The 19836-nt window shown below is 64.4% G+C and carries 17 protein-coding genes; 13 read left to right on the top strand and 4 right to left on the bottom strand.

Annotated elements, in window-relative coordinates:
* Positions 1-263: 263 nt before the first annotated feature.
* Both AC0CMF_RS22420 and AC0CMF_RS22415 read right to left on the bottom strand, forming a co-directional pair.
* Complete coding sequence (locus AC0CMF_RS22420; protein WP_472482472.1) at positions 264-3671, bottom strand: molybdopterin cofactor-binding domain-containing protein; 3408 nt, start codon at positions 3669-3671, stop codon at positions 264-266.
* Complete coding sequence (locus tag AC0CMF_RS22415) at positions 3668-4153, bottom strand: (2Fe-2S)-binding protein (RefSeq protein ID WP_472482471.1); 486 nt, start codon at positions 4151-4153, stop codon at positions 3668-3670. Before AC0CMF_RS22415 ends, AC0CMF_RS22420 begins: the two co-directional genes overlap by 4 nt.
* Before the next feature lie 253 nt (positions 4154-4406).
* Between AC0CMF_RS22415 and AC0CMF_RS22410 the strand changes: the two genes are divergently transcribed.
* The 10 genes from AC0CMF_RS22410 to repB all read left to right on the top strand — a co-directional run bounded on the left by AC0CMF_RS22410 (position 4407) and on the right by repB (position 14807).
* A complete protein-coding gene (locus AC0CMF_RS22410) occupies positions 4407-4853 on the top strand; it encodes a MarR family winged helix-turn-helix transcriptional regulator (protein ID WP_050475345.1) in 447 nt (148 codons plus the stop codon).
* Positions 4854-5351: 498 nt separating this feature from the next.
* On the top strand, positions 5352-6083 hold the full coding sequence (locus AC0CMF_RS22405; protein WP_472482470.1) for a TetR/AcrR family transcriptional regulator: 732 nt from the start codon (positions 5352-5354) through the stop codon (positions 6081-6083).
* 470 nt (positions 6084-6553) lie between these two features.
* A complete protein-coding gene (locus AC0CMF_RS22400; RefSeq protein WP_058901079.1) occupies positions 6554-7303 on the top strand; it encodes a maleate cis-trans isomerase family protein in 750 nt (249 codons plus the stop codon).
* 11 nt (positions 7304-7314) lie between these two features.
* Complete coding sequence (locus tag AC0CMF_RS22395; RefSeq protein ID WP_472482469.1) at positions 7315-8097, top strand: alpha/beta fold hydrolase; 783 nt, start codon at positions 7315-7317, stop codon at positions 8095-8097.
* Positions 8098-8127: 30 nt separating this feature from the next.
* The gene (locus AC0CMF_RS22390) at positions 8128-9159 is read left to right on the top strand and encodes a 2,5-dihydroxypyridine 5,6-dioxygenase NicX family protein (protein ID WP_472482468.1); all 1032 of its coding nucleotides are present in this window, start codon (positions 8128-8130) and stop codon (positions 9157-9159) included.
* A gap of 711 nt (positions 9160-9870) precedes the next feature.
* Positions 9871-10509: an isochorismatase family protein gene (locus AC0CMF_RS22385; protein WP_374630844.1), complete on the top strand. Its 639-nt coding sequence runs from the start codon at positions 9871-9873 to the stop codon at positions 10507-10509.
* 124 nt (positions 10510-10633) lie between these two features.
* A complete protein-coding gene (locus AC0CMF_RS22380; RefSeq protein ID WP_050475468.1) occupies positions 10634-10816 on the top strand; it encodes a hypothetical protein in 183 nt (60 codons plus the stop codon).
* Positions 10813-12309, top strand: coding sequence for a sodium:solute symporter family protein (locus AC0CMF_RS22375; protein WP_374630846.1), 1497 nt, complete (start codon positions 10813-10815; stop codon positions 12307-12309). The genes AC0CMF_RS22380 and AC0CMF_RS22375 overlap by 4 nt, the downstream gene beginning before the upstream one ends.
* A 171-nt stretch (positions 12310-12480) precedes the next feature.
* Positions 12481-13740: a plasmid partitioning protein RepA gene (gene repA, locus AC0CMF_RS22370; RefSeq protein ID WP_374630848.1), complete on the top strand. Its 1260-nt coding sequence runs from the start codon at positions 12481-12483 to the stop codon at positions 13738-13740.
* Positions 13737-14807: a plasmid partitioning protein RepB gene (gene repB / locus AC0CMF_RS22365; protein WP_374630850.1), complete on the top strand. Its 1071-nt coding sequence runs from the start codon at positions 13737-13739 to the stop codon at positions 14805-14807. The genes repA and repB overlap by 4 nt, the downstream gene beginning before the upstream one ends.
* A gap of 39 nt (positions 14808-14846) precedes the next feature.
* Here the strand turns inward: repB and AC0CMF_RS22360 are convergent, their stop codons facing one another.
* Complete coding sequence (locus AC0CMF_RS22360; RefSeq protein WP_374630852.1) at positions 14847-15149, bottom strand: hypothetical protein; 303 nt, start codon at positions 15147-15149, stop codon at positions 14847-14849.
* Here AC0CMF_RS22360 and repC point away from each other — a divergent pair.
* The 3 genes from repC (at position 15148) to AC0CMF_RS22345 (ending at position 17107) form a co-directional block, all read left to right on the top strand.
* Positions 15148-16458: a plasmid replication protein RepC gene (gene repC, locus AC0CMF_RS22355; protein WP_374630854.1), complete on the top strand. Its 1311-nt coding sequence runs from the start codon at positions 15148-15150 to the stop codon at positions 16456-16458. The two genes, AC0CMF_RS22360 and repC, sit on opposite strands and share 2 nt — an antisense overlap.
* A 92-nt stretch (positions 16459-16550) precedes the next feature.
* A complete protein-coding gene (locus AC0CMF_RS22350) occupies positions 16551-16805 on the top strand; it encodes a CopG family ribbon-helix-helix protein (protein ID WP_050475473.1) in 255 nt (84 codons plus the stop codon).
* Positions 16802-17107, top strand: coding sequence for a type II toxin-antitoxin system RelE/ParE family toxin (locus AC0CMF_RS22345; protein ID WP_055456639.1), 306 nt, complete (start codon positions 16802-16804; stop codon positions 17105-17107). The genes AC0CMF_RS22350 and AC0CMF_RS22345 overlap by 4 nt, the downstream gene beginning before the upstream one ends.
* A gap of 416 nt (positions 17108-17523) precedes the next feature.
* Here the strand turns inward: AC0CMF_RS22345 and AC0CMF_RS22340 are convergent, their stop codons facing one another.
* On the bottom strand, positions 17524-19764 hold the full coding sequence (locus tag AC0CMF_RS22340; protein WP_374630857.1) for a FepA family TonB-dependent siderophore receptor: 2241 nt from the start codon (positions 19762-19764) through the stop codon (positions 17524-17526).
* Between the last annotated feature and the right edge of the window lie 72 nt (positions 19765-19836).

The following is a 19836-nucleotide window of genomic DNA, read 5'->3' as shown; positions in this document are numbered from 1 at the left end:
TTAGGGGTGGGGGGAAAGGCCTTTCCGGCTGGCGGAGTGTTCATTGATTTCATACCTCTGATCCTCCGGTGCCTTTTCTGGTATCTGTCTGTCTTTCATATCGTTTCCGGCTCAGAGCCCCCCACCCCTTACCCCTCCCCACCAGGGGGAGGGGGGCGGAGATGCCCTGCCATGAAGCTGGTTCAGCATGGGGGGAGAGGGGCGCTGCAGCCATTCGCGGGACTGCCCGCTTCCCAGCTCCGGCCATTCGAATCTCTCCCCTCTCACCATGGCGGCAGGTCCGGGGCGAAGCGGTGGCGGAGGTAGGTGGCCAGCGCCTCGCGGTTGCTGGCGGTCAGCTCGCCGTGGAAGGAGGGCATGTCGCGCAAGGCGAGGCCATCGGGGGCGCGGACGCCCTCGTCCAGAACCGAGTAGAGCGCGTCCGGCTTTGGGGCGCGCAGGGCGGGGGAGCGGCTGAGCGGGGAGAGGGCGGCGGTGACCGTGCCGGAAATGGCCGGCTCGTGGCAGACGGCGCAGGCGCTGTCATAGATGCGGCTGCCTGGTCCGGGTGCGGGAGAAGCTTCCGTTACGGGAGTCATCGCTGCCTTCGGATCGCCTTCCCCCAGAGAGGCGAGATAGGTGGCCATGGCGCGGATGTCGCTGTCCGGCAGGGCGGTGAGGCTGGCGGTCACCTCGGCCATGGGGCCGGAGGCGGTGGCGGCTTCCGAATGGCCGGTCCGCAGATAGGCAAAGAGCGTGTCCTCGTCCCAGCCTCTGGCGGTGGCCTCCGCTCCGGCGAGCGCAGGCGCGTACCAGCCCTTGATCATGGCCCCCGTCAGCTCCGGCATTTCAGCCCCGGCGGCATTGCGCGGGGCGTGGCAGGCGGAGCAATGGCCGGCGGCTTCCACCAGATACTTGCCCCGGTTCCACACCTCGCCCTTGGCTGGCTCGGGCATGAAGGGCCTTGCATCGTGATAGAGCAGGTTCCACACGGACAGCGCCGGGCGCAGGTTGGCCGGGGCGATCATCTGCGCCTGCGGCGCCATCTGGCTGACGGGCGCAAGCGTCTGCAGGAAGGCGTAGAGCGCCAGCATGTCCTCGCCCGACATCTTGGCAAAAGATGTGTAGGGGAAGGCCGGATAGAGATTGTGCCCGTCGCGGCTGATGCCGTGGCGCATGGCCCGGTCGAAGGCCTCGAAGCTCCAGCGGCCAAGGCCGGTCTCTGCGTCCGGCGTCAGGTTGGTGCTGTAGATGGTGCCAAAGGGCGTGACCACGGGCCGCCCGCCCGCATTGGCGATGCCGCCTTCCGCCGTGTGGCAGCTGGCGCAGTTGCCAAGGGCAAACACCTGCCGTCCGCGCTCCAGCGTTTCCGCCGAGAAGGAAGCGGGAGCGGAAGGGGCCACCGGCGCAATGGGCCGGTTGAGCGGCAGGGCAACCGCGCCGAAGGTGAGCGCGCCGCCCAGCACCGTGCCAAGGCCCAGCAGCTTGCGGCGCAGGCTGTGGTTCTTTTTCCCAGAAGCAGGGCCGGGCAGGGCGGCGGCACCGTCAAAGCCATGGGCGGCAAGGGCGCTGCGCATCTTTTCCGGCGTGAAGGGCACCTCGCGCAGGCGCAAGCCCGTGGCATCGAAAATGGCATTGGCGATGGCCGCAGCGCTTGGCACGGCGGCGCTTTCGCCCACACCCAGCGGCGGGTCTTCCGGGCGGGCAATCAGCATGGTGCTGATGTCCGGCACGGCGGGGAAGGTCTGGATCGGATAGGCCGCCCAGCTTTGCGGCGTGGGGGAAATCTCGTCGAAGGTGACTTCTTCCAGCATCACGCGGCTGGCGGTCTGCACCGCGTTGCCGTGGATCTGCTGGCGCACCCCGTCCGGGTTGATGACAAGGCCCTGATCCTGCCCGATGAAGATGCGCGTCAGGGTGACTTCGCCCGTCTCCGTGTCCACCGCCACATCCACCACCCAGGCGGCGGAGGCGGCGGCAACGCCGGGGAAGGTGCCATGCACATAGGTGGCAAAGGCAAAGCCCTGACCATAGGCCATGCGCCCCTCGCGCCGCAGGCGCGGGCCGCTGCGGGCGGACCAGCCCGCCTCTGCCGCCGTGCGCCGCACCAGTTCGGCCTGCCGGGGATCATCGAGATGCCGCAGACGGAAATCGACCGGATCTTCCCCCGCCTCGAAAGCCATTTCGTCGATGAAGCTTTCATGGGCAAAGGTGTTCGGCAGGGCCGAGACGCCGCGCATCCAGGCGGCGCGCACCATGGGCGCCATGTCATGCACGGTGATGCGCTTGTGCGGCACCCGGTAGGGCGGAATGATGGTGCGGTCGCCCATGTCGGAAGGACGCGGCTCGGGGCTGACGCGCCCGGTCAGCAGCAGCGCCAGATTGGGCCCGCGGTTGGAGGGATACCAGGTGTCGATGGCATAGGCGTGCAGGCTGCCCGCCTTCATGCCGCCGTGCACTTCCATCAGCTGCGCCGCGCCCTTGGGCTCCCACAGGTGCTCCTGCGCCCGGGTCAGCTGCACGCGCACCGGCTGGCCGATGGCGCGGGAGAGCAGCAGCGCGTCGCCGCAGACATCATCGGCGCAGTTGCGGCCATAGCAGCCGGCGGCCTGATAGCGGCGGATCTCGATGGCCTCCGGCGGCAGATCCACCAGCACGGCGAGATCACCGCGCAGCATGTGCGGGTTCTGCGTGCCGGACCAGACCACCGGCTGCCCCTCCGCCCAGTCGGCAATGGCGCAGGAGGGGCCGATGGAGCCGTGCTCGTGATAGGGCCAGATGTAAGTGCGCTCACGCGCCACATCGCATTCACTGATGCCGTGGGCGAAGTTTCCGGTCTGGTCCAGCGGGCGGGGCGTTGAGGGATGGTCCTTCAGCGTCTGGCGCAGGCTGGCCATGTCCGGCAGCTCCGGCGGCATGCGCCAGTGCACGGGCAGGGCCTGAGCGATCGCCTCCGCCTGATCGGCCCGCTCCGCCACCACCGCCAGAAAATCCGCCTGCCGCACGATGGCGATGAAGCCCGGCATGCCCCGCACGGCGGCCTCGTCAAAGCTGATTAGGCTGTGGCCGATGAAACTGCCGCTGTCGCGCCCGGCATAGGGCGGGCGGATGACATGGCCATGCACCATGCCGGGCACATCCAGATCGTGGATATAGGGATGCTGGCCGCGCAGCTTCTCCGGCAGGTCACGCCGCCCGGTCTTCTGGCCGACGATGCGGTACTCCGCCGGGGCCTTGACTGGTACGGAACGATCCAGCGGCAGATCGAGGCTGAGGCCCTCCAGCAGCTGGGCATAGGTGAGGCTCTTGTCCTGCCAGTCGGCGCGGCCTGCCTCCAGCCGCAGCGCATCCGCCGGGGCGTTGAAGCGGCGGGCGGCCTCTGCGGCCAGCACCGCACGGGCCTGCGCGGCGGCAAGGCGCAGCGGGATGGCGGCCACCTGAATGGTTTCGGAGGCAATCGTCGGCCCCTGATCCGGCGTCAGCGCCGTGTCGCCCAGCACCATGCGCACGGCGCCGAGCGGCAGATCCAGCTCTTCGGCAACGATCTGCGCCAGCGCCGTCTCAATGCCGGTGCCAAGATCCACATGGCCGTTGAAGCCGGTGGCGCTGCCGTCTGCCGCAAGATGCAGATAGACGGCGCGGCCATTGGGCCGGTCCTCGTGGATGATGAGGGCAGGGGCAGCGGGGCTCATGATGCACCTCCGCGCATGAGTTCGGCGGCGCGCTCGACGGAGGCGATGATTTCCAGATGGGTGCCGCAGCGGCACAGGTTATGCCGCAGGGCGGCGCGGATTTCCTCGCGTGACGGAGAGGGATTGTCTGCCAGAAGAGCGGTCGCGGTCATCACCATGCCATTGAGGCAATAGCCGCACTGCGCCCCCTCACACTCCAGAAAGCCCTGCTGCACGGGGGATAGCGCGCCGGTTTCCGCATCGGCGAGGCCTTCCAGCGTGGTGATTTCGCACCCTGCGGCGCGGGCGGCGCGCAGCACGCAGGCGCGGGCTGGCCTGCCATTCACCAGCACGGTACAAGCTCCGCACTGGGCCATGCCGCAGCCATACTTCGCCCCCGTCAGCTTCAGCTCGCTGCGCAGGATATCGAGAAGCGTGCGGTCTTCCGGATGCGGCAGCACGTGGCGTGCCCCGTTCACGGTCAGGCAGAACGTGTCGGTCATGGTACCCTCTGGATCGCTCTCTCGGGGGAGCGTTGACATGAGTTGAGCAAAAAATTTGTATGTATGCAAACGAATTTTTACGGGATGATACTTATTTTTGCGCAAATGCTGTGCAGGTGGAAATTTTGCCCACGCCGCGCCCTGGGCAGAGCGGCATCCGGACTGATGCTCATGCGAAACTGCAACCTTTGCTGCGGAACTCGTGATAAGGCAGATTCAAACAAAAAAAGACCGGCGGGGAGACTGCGGGCTGATGACAGCATCCGGAAATGACAAGGCCAGTGAGAAGGCCTATGTGCTGGACGAGCAGGCGGGATTCCTGCTGCGCCTTGCCTATCAGCGGCACATGGCGATTTTCTCCGAGCGGATGACCGGAGGCCTGACGGCAACGCAGTTTTCCACCCTGTTCCGCCTGCGCGAGGTGCGCGGACCGGTGTCGCAGAATGCGCTGGGGCGAATGGCGGGCATGGATGCGGCGACGACGAAGGGGGTCGTCACGCGGCTGATCGCGCGCGGGCTGATCCGGCTGGAAAAGGACGGCGAGGACAAGCGCCGCCATCTGCTCTCCACCACGCAGGCGGGCCGCGATCTGCTGGACGAGATTGTGCCGCAAATGCGCGCCATCACCGAGGCAACGCTTGCGCCGCTCTCACCAGACGAGCAGGCAACCTTCCTTGCCTTGCTGAAGCGGCTGATTTAATTATTCATATGAATAATATGAGCGTATGAGTCAGCAATCTTTTGCCCTCTGATTGGGGTGGTCTTTACACGGGGTGGCCAGTCAGGCAGCAGTTCGTCTCTCTCCTTGAGGAGGCAATGGTGGCTTTGGGCGCGCGGAGGAAGAATGCACCGGCATGATGGGCTGACGGGATGACGGCAGGACCTCTCCGCCCCCCTCCCCCTCGTGGGGAGGGGTAAGGGGTGGGGGGCTCTGAGGTTGCAAGGGATTGGAAAGCAGAACTTTTCCTGAAGAAGCTGGAGAAGGGAAGCAATGGATACTCTGCCAGCCGGAAAGGCTTCCCCCCCCACCCCTCACCCCTCCCCACGAGGGGGAGGGGGGCTGAAGCGCCACGCCGGAATGGCCAGGACGCAGGCCCCAGGGGTGCTGCGGCAAGAGGAGGGCGCTTTCCTTCTCTGGCCATCCAATGCAAACACGGCCCTCCGGTTGGGGCCAGACACGAGACATGAGGAAATCCGCGTGGCGGAAACCAGCAAGACACCTGCGGCAGACGCGAAGGCGAAATCAGGCGCGGCTAAGCGGTCCAAGCCGCGCGGGCCGGGGCGTCCGGCGCGGGGCGAGCAGGCCGGTGCGGCGCCGGATCTGAAGGACCAGATCCTCGACCATGCGGAGCTGGCCTTTGCCGAGGCGGGCTTTGAGGGCGCGAACCTGCGCGATATCGCGGCCCGCGCCGGGGTCAATCAGGGGCTGATCCGCTACTATTTCGGCTCCAAGGTGGATCTCTTCGATGAGTGCTTCCGCCGCCGGGGCGGGGTGCTGGCCGGGCACCGGCATGTCAATCTCGACCGGCTGCTGGAATTCACCGAAACGCCCACGGTGGAGGATGTGGTCTTTGCCTATCTGAAGCCCCAGTGGGACATGAAATATTCCGGGCCCAACGGTGCCGCTTTTGTCGCCATGCAGGCCCGGCTCCATGCCGAGCCGGAAGAACACGCGCTGCGCCTGCGCCGTGAGGTCTATGACGCTTCGGTCAAGCGCTACATCGCGGTTCTTTCCCGCATCCTGCCGCATGTGCCGAAGGATATCATCAGCGTGCGCATGGCCTTCCTCGTCGGCGCCTATCTCTTCATGCTCAATGATCTGGGCCGCATCGGCGACCTCACGGAAGGCCACCTCACCGCCTTCGGCAAGGACGAGATGCTGGACCATCTGGTCCGCTTCCTCTCCGCCGGACTGCGCGCGCCGTTGTGATTGGGCGGGGTTTTGGGGAAAGTTTGTAATTTCGCCAATCGGGCACGGCCTTTCCGCCCCCCTCCCCCTCGTGGGGCTACTGCATGCACACATCGTGTTTGAAGCCAAAGACGGTTTGGGGAGAGCCAGCAGTCTGGTTACTCTGGCGCGGCGTCTCAGCCCCCCTCCCCCTCGTGGGGAGGGGTTAGGGGTGGGGGGAAGCCTTTCCGTCTGGTAGAGTGTCCATTGATTTCAGATGGCTACCCCTCGTGATGCCTTTTCAGGTATCTATCTGTCTTTCATATAGTTTTCGGCTCAGAGCCCCCCCACCCCTCACCCCTCCCCACGAGGGGGAGGGGAGCGGAGAAGCCGTGCCGGGGTGGCTTCATTCCCGTCCGCTGACCATCTTCAAGCGCTGCCGAAAAAATGGGCTTGTTATTATTCAAATGAATAATTAACGTGGCTTCCAGTGAATGGAGGGAGCCACAGGCATGAAGACCTACCGTATCGGGCAGATCGTCCCGAGCTCGAACGTGACGATGGAAACGGAAATCCCGGCGCTGTTGCGCATGCGCGAGCAGATTGCGCCGGAGCGGTTTACCTTCCACTCCTCCCGCATGCGCATGAAGCACGTGACCAAGGAAGAGCTGGCGGCGATGGATGCGGACAGCGACCGTTGCGCGCTGGAGCTTTCCGACGCCCGCGTTGACGTGATGGGTTACGCCTGCCTCGTGGCGATCATGGCCATGGGCCTTGGCTATCACTGCCAGAGCCAGACCCGCCTGCATGGCGTGACGGTCGAGAACGGCAATGCTGCGCCGGTGGTCACCTCCGCCGGGGCGCTGGTCGAGGGTCTGCGGGCGATCGGCGCGAGGAAAATCGCGCTTGTTGCTCCCTACATGAAGCCGCTGACGGAGCTGGTCGTTGCCTATATCCGCAATGAGGGCATCGAGGTGAGCGACTGGCGGGCGCTGGAAATCCCGGACAATCTGGCCGTTGCCGCCCATGACCCGATGAACCTGCCGGGCATCGTCAAGGGCATGAAGACTGATGACGTGGATGCGGTGGTTCTGTCCGCCTGCGTGCAGATGCCCTCGCTGCCGGCCGTGCCCATGGCGGAAGCCATCACCGGCAAGCCGGTGCTGACGGCGGCCATCGCCACCACATGGCAGATGCTGAAAGCGCTGGATCTCGACACCCGCGTTCCCGGCGGCGGCACGCTGCTGTCCGGCGCATATTGAGGGGGCGGGTGATGGCACGCGGCTACAACGTTCACGCCAATGGCATTCGCCAGCATCTGGTGCATCACGCCGGCAACGGGCCTTCGCTCTTGCTCATTCCGGGCATCACCTCGCCGGCGGTGACCTGGGGCTTTGTCGCCGAACGCCTCGCTGAGGCTTTCGACGTGTATGTGCTGGACGTGCGCGGCCGCGGCCTGAGTGAAGCAGGGGCGCTCGACTATTCGCTCGATGCCATGGCGGAAGATGCCATTGCGGTGGCGGAAGCCGCCGGCCTCGGCAAGCCGGTGGTGCTGGGCCATTCCATGGGCGCCCGCACCGCCATCCGCGCGGCCCGCAAGGCGCCGGAGGCCTTCTCCGGCCTCGTGCTGGTGGACCCGCCGGTCTCCGGCCCCGGTCGGCGGGCCTATCCTTCGGCCTGGAACTGGTATGAGGATTCCATCCTCATGGCGCAGAAGGGCTGTTCGGGCGAGGACATTCGCCGCTTCTGCCCCACCTGGACGGACGAGCAGAACGCGATCCGCGCCGAGTGGCTGCACACCTGCCAGCTCGACGCAATCCGCACCGCCTATGACGGCTTCCACACGGACGACATCCACGCCGACTTGCCGCATCTGCGCCTTCCCATGCGCCTCGTGGTGGCGGGCGGGGCTGCGGTGATCGGCAAGGAGGATATCGCGGAGATCTGCCAGCTTTCGCCGGGCATCGAGGTGATGATCGTCGAAAAGGCCGGGCACATGATCCCCTGGGACGATCTGGAGGGCTTCCTCTCCGCCGTCATGGATTTCAAGCCTTAAGCCCAAAAAGACAAAAAGAGGACACAGCACATGGACCACGCCAGCTTTACCGAGATCTGCCTGCATCAGCTGAAGATGTCGGGCGTGCATGAGGGCGAGAAGCTCATCGTCCTGACGCAGGGCAGCGACCGGCTTGATTATGCCGATGCCTTCATGGCCGCAGGCCAGCGTCTTGGCGCGCTGATGTATCACATGCGCCTGCCCGCGCCGCTGCCGATGAGCGGCTGGAACGTCGGCGTCACCGGCCTTGCCGCCATGCCCGATGCGGTGGAAGCGCTGAAGGCCTGTGACATGCTCATCGACTGCGTGTTCCTGCTGTTCTCGCCCGAGCAGATGGCCATTCAGGCCGCCGGCACGCGCATTCTCACCGCCGTGGAGCCGCCGGAGCTGCTGGCACGCATGCTGCCGACTAGGGAAATCCGCGAAAAGGTGGAAATCGCCGGGGAAATGCTGGCCAAGGCGAAAGTCATGCGCATCACCTCGCGCCATGGCACGGATGTGACCTACAAGCTGAACACCTATCCCACGGTGACGGAATATGCCTGCACCGACGAGCCGGGCCGCTGGGACCACTGGCCCTCGGGCTTCGTCTTCACGGGCGGGGATGATGACGGTGTGGACGGGCAGATCGTGGTGGCGCCGGGCGACATCCTGCTGCCGCAGAACATCTATGTGCGCGAGCCCATCATCTACACCATCGAAAAGGGCTTCGTGCGCGACATTCGCGGCGGCCTCGATGCGGAGCTGGTGAAGTCCTACATGGACGCCTTCAACGATCCGCGCGGTATGGGCATGAGCCATGTGGGCTGGGGCATGAACCCCCATGCCAGGTGGCACAACATGGTGCCGGGCGCCTTCCCCGGAGGCATGGGCATGGAACCGCGCAGCTTCTACGGCAACGTCATGTTCTCCACCGGCCCGAACAACGAGCTGGGCGGACCGAACGACACCGCCTGCCACCTCGACATCCCGATGCGCGGCTGCTCGCTGTTCCTCGATGACGAGCCCGTGGTGATCGATGGCGACATCGTCGTGAAGGACATCCAGATGGCGCGGGCCTGATTGGGCCTGAGGTCAGGGCAGGGGAATGAGCCGAACCGCAGTGGTGCATCTGATCTGTGGCAGGGCCTCTCCGCCCCCCTCCCCCTGGTGGGGAGGGGTAAGGGGTGGGGGGCTCTGAGCCTGCAAGGATTTGGAAAGTGGAATTTTTCTGAAGAGGCACCGGAGGGGCATCGATATGAAATCAATGGACTCTCTGTCAGCCGGAAAGGGCGTTCCCCCCACCCCTCACCCCTCCCCACGAGGGGGAGGGGGGCTGAAACGCCGTGCCGGGGTGAGGAGAATTCGGGCTTTTCCCAAAGCCGTCACCGGCATCAGGGATGATGCGTGCAAGGCCAGGGGAATGAGCCGAACCGCAGTGATGCATCTGTTCTGTGGCAGGGCCTCTCCGCCCCCCTCCCCCTGGTGGGGAGGGGTAAGGGGTGGGGGGCTCTGAGCCTGCAAGGATTTGGAAAGTGGAATTTTCCTGAAGAGGCACCGGAGGGGCATCGGTATGAAATCAATGGACTCTCTGTCAGACGGAAAGGCCTTTCCCCCCACCCCTCACCCCTCCCCACGAGGGGGAGGGGGGCTGAAACGCCGTGCCGGGGTGAGGAGAATTCGGGCTTTTCCCAAAGCTCTCACCGGCATCAGGGATGATGCGTGCAAGGGCAGGGGGCGTTCGGCCTCTTGCGGTCTGATGTAACCACTGTCCAGCCGAAGGGGGGCAAGGACATGACACAGCAGGAAGAAACATATCAGGCGGCCGGGTTTGGCCAGCCGGTGCCGCGCGGCACGAGGCCTGCCGTTCTGGTGGTCGATTTCACCTGTGGCTTCACCGACACCGCCTATCCGACGGCGGCGGACATGAGCGCGCAGATGGCTGCCACACGGCGGCTGACGGATATCGCCCGCGCCAAGGGCTTTCCGGTCATTTACACGACGATTGCCTATCATCCCGGCGAGATCGCCCTGCTGCCCTGGCTGCGCAAGGCGGCCGGCATGGCTGCTCTTCTGGAAGGCAGCCGGCTGGTGGAGATTGACGCGGCAACGGGCATTCAGCCGCAGGACCCGGTGATCACCAAGAAGGGCGCTTCCGCCTTTCATGGCACGGCACTTGCTGGCCTGCTGACCGGGGCAGGTGTGGACACGCTGGTCGTCACCGGTGCCACAACATCGGGCTGCGTGCGCGCCTCCGTGGTGGATGCGGTGCAGAGCGGCTTCAATGTGCTGGTTCCGGCCGATTGCTGCGCTGACCGCGCTGCGGCCCCGCATGACGCCAACCTTTATGACATGGGCCAGAAATATGCCGACGTGACCGATGCGGCGGATATTGAAAGCTGGCTCACAGGTCTTGCGCCTTCCGGGCGCTGAGCCTGTCACCTGATGTGCTCCGGCGGACGGCCGGGGAACTTGCGGGCGCCGTGCAACGCCCGTTCAAACCGCCGGGTACAAGGCGGAGAAAACAACCCACCAAACTCTAGAGGGAAGTCACCACATGTCGAAAGCTGCTCTATACTTGATAGGCGTGGTCGTCCTCGCCTGCTACGCCATACCCTATACGCTGCTCACCAATGTGGCGGAATGGTATGGCTCGTTCCTGTTCTGGTGCGTGGCGGGTGTTGCCGTCATCGTCCTCAACATTCTGGCGACGTCCAGCTTCGAGGAGGACGAGGCATGAGTGTGACCCTTGTCGTCTGGGGACTGGTGATCTACGTCCTCGCCTCCTTCGTGGTGGCCTATATCTCGCGCTCGGGCGAGTCCGCCAGCATGTCCGAATATTTCATCGGCGGGCGCTCCATGGGCGGCGTGCTGTCGGCGCTGAGCTACTCGGCGACCACCTATTCGGCCTTCATGATGATCGGCCTTGCCGGTCTCACCTTCAAGGGCGGCGTCGGTGCTCTCGGCTTCGAGATCATCTATTTCGCCGGTGTGTCGCTCGTCGCCATCTTCGGCCCGCGCTTCTGGGCGGTGGGCAAGAAATACGGCTTCGTCACGCCCTATGAGATGCTGGGCACGCGCTACGGCAGCCGCTGGGTGGCCGTGGCGGCCGGTCTCGTCAGCCTCGTGTTCCTCATCCCCTATTCGGCGGTGCAGCTGTCGGGCGTGGGGTACCTCCTGTCGGGCATGACCGGCGGCGGCATTCCCTTCCTGTGGGGCGTGGTCATTTCCACGGTGCTGGCCATCATCTTCTCCTATGTGGCCGGTATCCGCTCGGTGATGTGGACGGACAGCCTGCAGGCGCTGATGATGATCGTCGCCTCGGTGCTGGTCTGCGGTCTGGTGCTGATCGAGCTGGGCGGATTCTCCGGCCTCTTCGGTGCCATTCAGGCCACCAAGCCGGAACTGCTGCAGGTGCCCGGGCCCGGCCTCTTCAGCTTCACCACCTTCCTGGGGCTGACCATTCCGTGGTTCTTCTTCGCCATCTCCAACCCGCAGGTGAGCCAGCGCCTCTATATGCCGGCTTCCCTCAAGGCGCTGCGCCGCATGCTGGTGATCTTCCTGTGCTTCGGCTTCGTCTATACGGTCGTGTCGGTACTCTGGGGCTTCTCCGCCTTCGTCGCCTTCCCGGAGCTGGAGAAGGGTGACCTTGCCACCTCCACCCTGCTGGCCTCGGATCTGGTGCCGCCGGTTCTGGGCGTCATGGTCATGGTCGGCATTCTGGCGGCTGCCGTCTCCACCATCGACTCGATCCTCCTCACCCTGTCGTCGATCTTTGCCCGCGATGTGTGGAGCAACGTGACGGGCGGGGCGAGCGACGCGCGCCAGCTCTTCATCGGCAAGCTGATCATCCCGTTCATCTCCATCGTCTCGCTGGTCTTTGCCGCGATGGAGTTCTCGATGATCGCCATCCTGTCGGTGGCAGCGTCCGTCGGCCTGCTGGTCACGGTTCCGGCCATCATCGGCGCCTTCTTCTGGCGGCGCGGCACGGCGGCCGGTGCACTGGTCTCCATCCTCGGCGGCGTTGCCTTCGTGGTGTGGATGTACCTGACGGGCAACAAGCTCTTCGGCCTCAACGCCGGTGTGCTGGCCCTGCCGGTCTCGACGCTCCTGTTCATCGCCGTCAGCCTCGTCACCAAGCCCAACATGAAGGCTGCTGACGAGTTCGTGGAGGCTTCGGTCTCCTACAAAAAGGGCAAGCTGCCGCAAGGCATGCCCGCCCCGGCGGAATAAGCACGCAAGACCCACGCTAAAAGACAGGCGGTCCCGGCATCCGGGGCCGCTTTTGTCTTTGTGCAAGCGGCAACCGCCCGGCGGAACTGGGCTTAAGCTTCCGTTAACCTAATATTTCTTGCAGAATCGGCGGGGTTGGGGCATTTCTGACGGTATTGAGGTCGCGCTCGAATGCGAAACCGTCAGGAGATCGAGATGCTCGCAGGCGAGATGGATAGCGCCAAGGACACAACCGCCAAGATCGGGGATTTCACCCAGCGCCTGTCGGACAAGCTCCAGTCCATGCGCGAGATGACCTATCCCCCCGAGGCGCGCAAGTCCTATGGCCGCACGTTTTCGACGCTGGATCTGGTGCGCCTGCTCGGCATTCCGGAAAGCACCTTGCGCGCCCTGACGCTGGACGGCAAGGGGCCGCAGCCGCTGCGCGCCGACAACAACCGGCGCATCTACACCATCGAGCAGGTGTGGGAGCTGCGCAAGTATCTGGCCGAACAGCGGCCGGACGATGCCTTGCGCCTGTTGCCGCACCGCCGGGCCGGCGAGCATCTGCAGGTCATCGCCTGCGCCAATTTCAAGGGCGGCTCGTCCAAGACCACAACCTCCGTGCATCTGGCCCATTATCTGGCGCTGCAGGGCTACCGGGTGCTGTGCATCGACCTGGACCCGCAGGCCTCGCTGACCACCACCTTCGGCATCCAGCCGGACCGGGACCTGCGCTCCGGCGAGGACGAGGACGAGCGCACCGACACGGCCTATGACGCGCTGCGCTATGACAACAACCGGGTGCCGCTGAAGGACGTGATCCGCAAGACCTATTTCCCCGGCATCGATCTGGTGCCGGGCAATCTGCGTCTGATGGACTTCGAATATGACACGCCGAACGCGCTGGTGAACCGCACCACGGACGAGCTCGGCCTGTTCTTCCAGCGCCTCGATGCGGCCATCCGCACGGTGGAGGACAACTACGATCTGGTCATCCTCGATACGCCGCCCTCGCTCGGCTACACCACGCTTGCTTCGCTCTATGCGGCGACGGGACTGATCATCACCGTGCATCCGGCCATGCTGGATATCTCGTCCTGCGCGCAGTTTCTGAAGATGATTGCCGATGTGACGGCGACCCTTTCGGAAGGGGGCGCGCGGTTCGAGCATGATTTCGTCAAGTTCCTGATGACGCGGGTGAACCCGAACGACGCCCCGCAGAAGATCATGGCCGGCACCATGCGCAGCCTGTTCGGCAAGGATGTGCTGGTGGCCGAAGCCGTGGAATCCACTGCCGTGGCCTCGGCCGGCGTTGCCAAGAAGTCGCTCTATGAGGTCGAGCCCGGCGAAGTCGGGCGCGAGCCGCTGAAGCGCGCACTGGAGAGCGCCGATCAGGTGAACGGCGAAATTCTGGACCTGGTCAAGTCCGTATGGAGGCGGCAGGGATGAAGAAATCCATCGTCAAGATGATGGCGGAAGCGGCCAAGGCGGCTGAAGCCCAGAAAACGGCGGAGGCATCCGCGCCTGCCGCGCAGCCTGCATCTGCACCCCAATCCGCGTCCCAGTCTTCTCCCCCGGCCGCGCCCGCAGCGGAGGGTACGCGGATGGTGGCACCTGTCGTCAGCTCCATGGGCCGCGCCCTGTCGCAGCTGAAGGAAGACAGCATCGTTGCGCTGGACCCGGGCAAGATCGACCCTTCGCCCTTCCGCGACCGCTTTGCCGCCGATGAGGAGGCCGCCGAGGCGCTGGAGGAGCTGAAGCTGTCGATCTCCTCCGAAGGGCAGAAGATCCCGGTTCTGGTGCGCCCGCACCCGGCGGCGGAGGGGCGCTATCAGCTGGCCTATGGCCACCGCCGCCTTGCGGCCGTGCTGACGCTGATGCAGGAGAGCGGCCGTCCGGAGACGGTGAAGATCCGCGCCTATGTGCGCCCGCTGTCCGACATGGACCTGATCCGCGAGCAGTCGCTGGAAAACGGTGTCCGCGAGAACCTGACCTGGATCGAGCAGGCGCTGTGGGCGCAGCAGCTGAAGGAAGCGGGCTTCAAGCAGCGCGACATGCAGCCGGTGCTGGGTGTGACGGAATCGACCGTTTCCACCCTGCTGAAGGTGGCAGCCAGCGTGCCGGAGGACATTGTTCTGGCGATCGGCCGGGCGCGCAATGTCGGCCGGCCGGCCTGGACGGCCTTTGCCAAACTGTTCGACGATGCCAAAGCTGCCCCGCGCATCCGCGCCATTCTGGAGGCCAAGGCCTTCCTTGCGGGCGATGCGCCTGCGCGCATGGCCCTTGCGGCAAAGGCCGCGCGCGGCAAGGGCGCAGAGAGGGCGACCGGCCAGACCGGCGAACAGGAAATCCGCTCCGGCAAGCGCCTTCTGGGCAAGCTGAAGACCGGATCATCCGGCGTGACGCTGACCATCCCGAAGCAGGAAGCGGCCTTTGGCGCCTGGCTGGGCGGGCAGCTGGAGCAGCTTTACGCGGAGTTTGAAAAGGACGCCGGCGGCAGCAGCGATAAAATCTGAGGGCAAATCTATCCCTCACCCGGCAAGGTGGGGGTAAGATCACGCCAGCAGGCCCGCAGCACCGGACCATGACAGCGACCCGAAACACGGAAAGGAGCAGGAATGACGCAACAGGCCAAATGAAAAGGGACCATCTGGCGGCAACCAGATGATCCCCGATTTCACGGTCGAATGGGACTTCGCCCACACGAAACCTTGCACCCTTTTCTTGTAGGCGAAAAGCGAATCACGTTCAAGACCCGGTCTTGAGCGCACAAGCACTTTTGTGCCCGTTTCCCCCGTTCTGATCTCCATCTTGTTCACCGTCCGGGCGTGACGCTCGCGGCGGATGGAGGATTTCATGTCCACCACTTCGATCGCCACCTTCCGCAAGGTGACGCCAGGCATTCTTGCGTCCGCCGTTCTGTCGCAGCAGGAAGAGCGCCCGGTTGTCACGAAGCAGGATCTATCCCTCGTTCTCAAGCGAGTCGCTCCCGCTCTGGGCATTGACGGCACGTCCTATCACGTGCTCGACATTCTGCTGGGCCTTGTGCAGGCGGAGGATTTCAAGGCCGGCCGGCGGCCCGTGGTTGCCATCTCCAACCAGCGCCTGTCCGAATACACGAGCCGCCATCCGCGCACGGTGATCCGCTGCCTGAAGCGGCTGGTGGAAGCCGGGATCCTTGCCTACCGCGACAGCCCCACGGGCCGGCGCTATGTGCAGAAGGACAATGCCTCCGGCCATATCGAGGCCTATGGGCTCGACTTTTCGCCGGCCTGCGTCAATCTGGAGAGCTTCCGCGCGGCAGCTGATGCGTTTCAGGCGCAGATCAAGGCCGATCAGGCCGCCCGCCGGGAACTGACCCGTCTTGCCCGTGCCATTGCCGATCTGGATGAGGCCTGCGAGGGCCTGGAAGGCTTCAGGGCCTGTGCCCAGACCATCCTTGAGGAACGGCACACGCTGCTGGGCTTCAGGCTGGAGCGGATGCGCGCCCTTTATCAGGAGGCTCTGGACTCAGCCGCTTCGGATCATGCAGCTTTTTCTGAAAATATGTCATCCACGGGTGACATTCCCGTCACCTCCTTATCTATTACAAACCGTCCCGACTCTTCAGAAAGTAACATCAAACGGACTCGCCCTAACGGGCGAGACATAAACACGAAGACTGACAACGGCTCCGCCGTTGAAATGGCTCTTGAAAAAGAGCCTTGCGGCGATCCTGCCCGTGAGCAACCGAAACTGCGGCAAGCGGCAAGGCCTCAGGGGGCGGGCCGGGAAACCCAGCGGGACAGGCAGCAGGGCAGGGCGCAAGGGGCCTCCCATCATGGTTTGCTCGATGATGTGTCGGCGGGTCTCGTTGAAAGCGCCTGCTCCGAGCTTCAGGCGGTTATCCGTCACAAGCTCACCTCCTGGCCTGCGATCTGCGAGGCGGCAGAGGAGATTAGGGTGCTGATCGGTGTCAGCCCCTCGGCCTATGCGCAAGCGGTGGAGCAGCAGGGCCGCTATGTGGCTGCGGCCTGCCTTGCGGTGGTGGCAGAAAAGGCGCTGCGCGATCCGGAACAGATTTCCCGTCCCGGCGGCTATTTCCGTGCCATGATCGAACGCGCCGGCGAAGGCCGCCTGCATCTCGCCCGCTCGCTGTTCGGACTTGCGGCGGACAGGCGGTCGTGATGCGGGGTCGTCAGGTGCCGAAGATGGTGATGTCTGGCAGATTTGCGGGCAGTGTGGTAGTTTGTACACATATCAACACAGGAGCGCACACCGTGACTGCCAGCACTACGATGACAATCCGGATCAGTCCGGAGGTGAAGCAACAGCTGGACCGGATCGCGGTTGATACCCGGCGCAGCAAGTCATTTCTGGCTGCTGAGGCCATTGCGGCCTATGTCGAGCGCGAGCTCAAGATCATCGACGGCATCAAGCAGGGCATGGACGATGCGGCCGCTGGCCGGGTCGTCCCGCATGATCAGGCGATGGCTGAACTCTATGCGGTGATCAACGGCGCGGAAGACAAGTGAAGCGCCCTGTCGTGTGGGCGCGCGCAGCGCTGGATGACATCCGCGAACAGATCGCGTTCATTGCCAAGGACAATCCAGTTGCGGCGCGGCAGGTCGCTGACCGGCTGCGCGACACGGGGGAGGCCCTTGGCGGGATTGCGACCGGTCGGCCTGGCCGGGTCACCGGCACTTACGAGAAGTCTGTCACTCGCCTGCCTTACATCATTTCCTATGAGCTGCGGTTGATCGGCAGCCTTGAGAACGTTGTTATCTTGCGCGTCATACACACGTCGCGGGACTGGCCCGGTTCGGGCGGGAGTTGATCTGTGAAGGCACGACGATGCAAAAACGGCAGGCCCGTGGTCAGGCCTGCCTTGCGGTCGTTGCGGACAGGCGGTCGTGATGCGGGGAAAGGGTTTGCTTGGGGCACTGCCCTTCCCACCGCACCGTCCCGGCCCCTACACCAAACATGGGCCGGGACCTGTAAGGATGGCACCGCCTTTTCCAGCCGTAAGGCTACCTGCACGGTCTTTGCTCTGGAGGCAAAGCTGCACTGCGTCCCTAACAGGCCCCGGCCCGGAGGCCGGGGCGGCGCGGTGTGTGGCGGACGGCAGGAAACCGGACTGAACAGGGTGTGGCCCTTGCATCGCAAGACCTCGTGGATTGCGATGCATATACAAAAACGGCAGGCCCGTGGTCAGGCCTGCCGTCTGATCTTGCCGGTTGTTTGCGCTCAGCCTCAGAATGTGGCGGAGAGCGACAGGTAGAAGGTGCGGCCGGCTTCGTTGTAGGTGTTGGCACCGGCCTGGTTGCTGTTGCCTTCGCGGAACTGGCGCTTGTCGAAGATGTTGTTGACGCCGGCGTTCATGCGGAAGTGGTCGTTGAGATCATATTTCATGCCGGCGTTGACCAGCGTATAGGCGCCCCGCGCTTCCGGGTTGGTCACCGCGCCGCCGGTGGTGGCGGTCAGGGTCGGGGACTCCGTCTTGCCATAGTGGGTGGCGGAGAGGATCAGCGTCAGCTTTTCCGTTGCGGCCCAGTCCAGCGAGGTGTTGATCGTGTATTCCGGGATGAGCGACAGGGGCTGGTTGTTCCGCTTGTCCTTGGACTCGATCATGTAGGTGGCGTTGGTGCTCCAGATCAGGCCCTCCATCACCGGCACGGCGAGGTTGCCTTCAAGCCCCTGCACCACGGCTTCGGGCACATTGTACCAGCGGAAATACCGGGTCGTGCCGGACGTGCCCTCAGGCACCATGCCGGAGGCGATGCGGTCCTTGTAGTCATTGTGGAAATAGGTGATGCCGGCGTTCCAGCCGTTGTCATCAGTGTAGTTGATGCCGATTTCCTTGTTGATGGCGATTTCCGGGTTCAGGTCCGGATTGCCCAGCACGAGGCAGCCATTTCCGAGGCTCGGGTAGTCGATGGGGCAGCCGTTGCCATTGGTGCGGTACACGTAATTGGGGTTGAGCTGATAGAGGTTCGGTGCCTTGAAGGCGCGGGCGATACCGGCCTTCAGCGAGATGGTCTCCGTCAGCCTGTAGGTGGTGTTGAGGCTCGGGCTCCAGTTGCCGCCGAAGGAGCTGTGATGATCGAAGCGGATGCCGGGCGTCAGGGTCCAGTTGTCCGTGATCTCGATGTTGTCTTCCAGCATCACGCCGAACATCTGTGCGCTCACATTCGGGTCACGCAGCGCCGGATTGGTCACCGTGCCGGGAACGGTGGCGCCGTTCAACCCTTGCAGGATCGACACAGGATCGTTCATCCATTCGCCGCGGAATTCGGCCCCCATCGTCAGCATCTGCTCGAAGCCGATATGCAGCGGCAGGTTCCACTCGCTCTTGGCCGTCACATTGTCGAGGGTGATCGTGCCCCAGGTGGAATTGGCCTGGATCGAGCCTTCCGGCCCGCCTGCCAGCCCCTCCGACAGGCGCCGGTTGAGCGTGCGCTCCCACTGGACATAGCTGCTGGACTTGCCGAAGTCATAGTCGCCAAAATGGGTCAGCGACAGGCTGCGGCGGGTCATCGAATTGGTCTCGGTGCCGAACAGGCTGTCGCGGACCGCAGGCGTGATGGTGCCAAGCTGGCTGTCTCCGGCAAAGAGATTGCCCTGCCGGCTGTAGGAACCCTCAAGATCGAAGCGGTGATCATCCCGTGGGGTGAAGGACAAAAGCCCCCGCACGTCCTTGTTGATCACCCCTTCACGCCCTGCCGCCAAGGTGCCGCCGGGAACCGTTGCCCTCGCGTTGATGTTCTCATCATCAGGCTCCGTCCGCGCATAGCCTGCATTGAGGCGGAAGGAGAGCCAGTCGAGGATCGGGCCGCCCACGGTCACATTGGTGCGCACCGTGCTGCCTTCTTCGGAATGCTGCGGCAGGGCGAAATAGGTGGTGACGGAGCCGCTCATCTTCTCGGGCCGCTTGGTGATGATGTTCACCACGCCGCCCGCCGCGCCCGAGCCATAGCGCGCAGCTGCCGGTCCGCGGATCACCTCGATGCGCTCGATCATCTCGGCCGGCACCCAGTTGGTGTCGCCGCGCGTGTCGCGCTCGCCCGCACGGCCCATGCGCACGGAATTGCGCGACAGAACCGGCTTGCCGTCGATCAGGATCAGTGTGTTTTCCGGGCCCATGCCGCGCAGCTCGATCTGGCGCTGGTTGCCGCGCTGGCCGGAGGAGGTGGTGCCGGTCAGGTTTGCGCCCGGCATTTTTCGCAGGATTTCCGAAATGTCATTGGCAACCGGCGTGCGTTCCAGATCGGCGGCGCTGATCACGGACACGCCCGGCGCCTGCTTCAGCTGCTCTTCGGCCGAGAGGACGATCTTGTCGAGAGAGGTGGCATCTGCGGCCTCCTGCGCCTGCGCGAAAGGCGCCTGCATCAGCACCAGACCCAGCGCACTTGCCCGCAGCAGGTGGAACTTCAGCGCCTGTGGCGTGGTTTCCGGTGCCGTCCGCCCGAAGGCGCCCTTTTTGATCATACGCATGCTTCACCCCAATATATGAACATTTTTGTCATATTTTCGATGGGGCGGTCCGGGTCAATCCTGCAGAATTAG

The organism is Pannonibacter sp. CBAS1226 (assembly GCF_055685825.1).
Note: the sequence above shows the minus strand (reverse complement) of the source record. Positions and strands in the feature narration are given on the sequence as shown.

Excerpts from the sequence above, each read along its gene's own strand:
- AC0CMF_RS22385 (WP_374630844.1), top strand. The coding sequence starts at position 9,871 with ATGACACAGCAGGAAGAAACATATCAGGCGGCCGGGTTTGGCCAGCCG.
- AC0CMF_RS22380 (WP_050475468.1), top strand. The coding sequence starts at position 10,634 with ATGTCGAAAGCTGCTCTATACTTGATAGGCGTGGTCGTCCTCGCCTGC.
- AC0CMF_RS22340 (WP_374630857.1), bottom strand. The coding sequence starts at position 19,764 with ATGCGTATGATCAAAAAGGGCGCCTTCGGGCGGACGGCACCGGAAACC.
- AC0CMF_RS22400 (WP_058901079.1), top strand. The coding sequence starts at position 6,554 with ATGAAGACCTACCGTATCGGGCAGATCGTCCCGAGCTCGAACGTGACG.
- AC0CMF_RS22375 (WP_374630846.1), top strand. The coding sequence starts at position 10,813 with ATGAGTGTGACCCTTGTCGTCTGGGGACTGGTGATCTACGTCCTCGCC.
- AC0CMF_RS22360 (WP_374630852.1), bottom strand. The coding sequence starts at position 15,149 with ATGAAATCCTCCATCCGCCGCGAGCGTCACGCCCGGACGGTGAACAAG.
- AC0CMF_RS22420 (WP_472482472.1), bottom strand. The coding sequence starts at position 3,671 with ATGAGCCCCGCTGCCCCTGCCCTCATCATCCACGAGGACCGGCCCAAT.
- AC0CMF_RS22410 (WP_050475345.1), top strand. The coding sequence starts at position 4,407 with ATGACAGCATCCGGAAATGACAAGGCCAGTGAGAAGGCCTATGTGCTG.
- repC (WP_374630854.1), top strand. The coding sequence starts at position 15,148 with ATGTCCACCACTTCGATCGCCACCTTCCGCAAGGTGACGCCAGGCATT.
- AC0CMF_RS22390 (WP_472482468.1), top strand. The coding sequence starts at position 8,128 with ATGGACCACGCCAGCTTTACCGAGATCTGCCTGCATCAGCTGAAGATG.
- AC0CMF_RS22415 (WP_472482471.1), bottom strand. The coding sequence starts at position 4,153 with ATGACCGACACGTTCTGCCTGACCGTGAACGGGGCACGCCACGTGCTG.
- AC0CMF_RS22395 (WP_472482469.1), top strand. The coding sequence starts at position 7,315 with ATGGCACGCGGCTACAACGTTCACGCCAATGGCATTCGCCAGCATCTG.
- repB (WP_374630850.1), top strand. The coding sequence starts at position 13,737 with ATGAAGAAATCCATCGTCAAGATGATGGCGGAAGCGGCCAAGGCGGCT.
- repA (WP_374630848.1), top strand. The coding sequence starts at position 12,481 with ATGCGAAACCGTCAGGAGATCGAGATGCTCGCAGGCGAGATGGATAGC.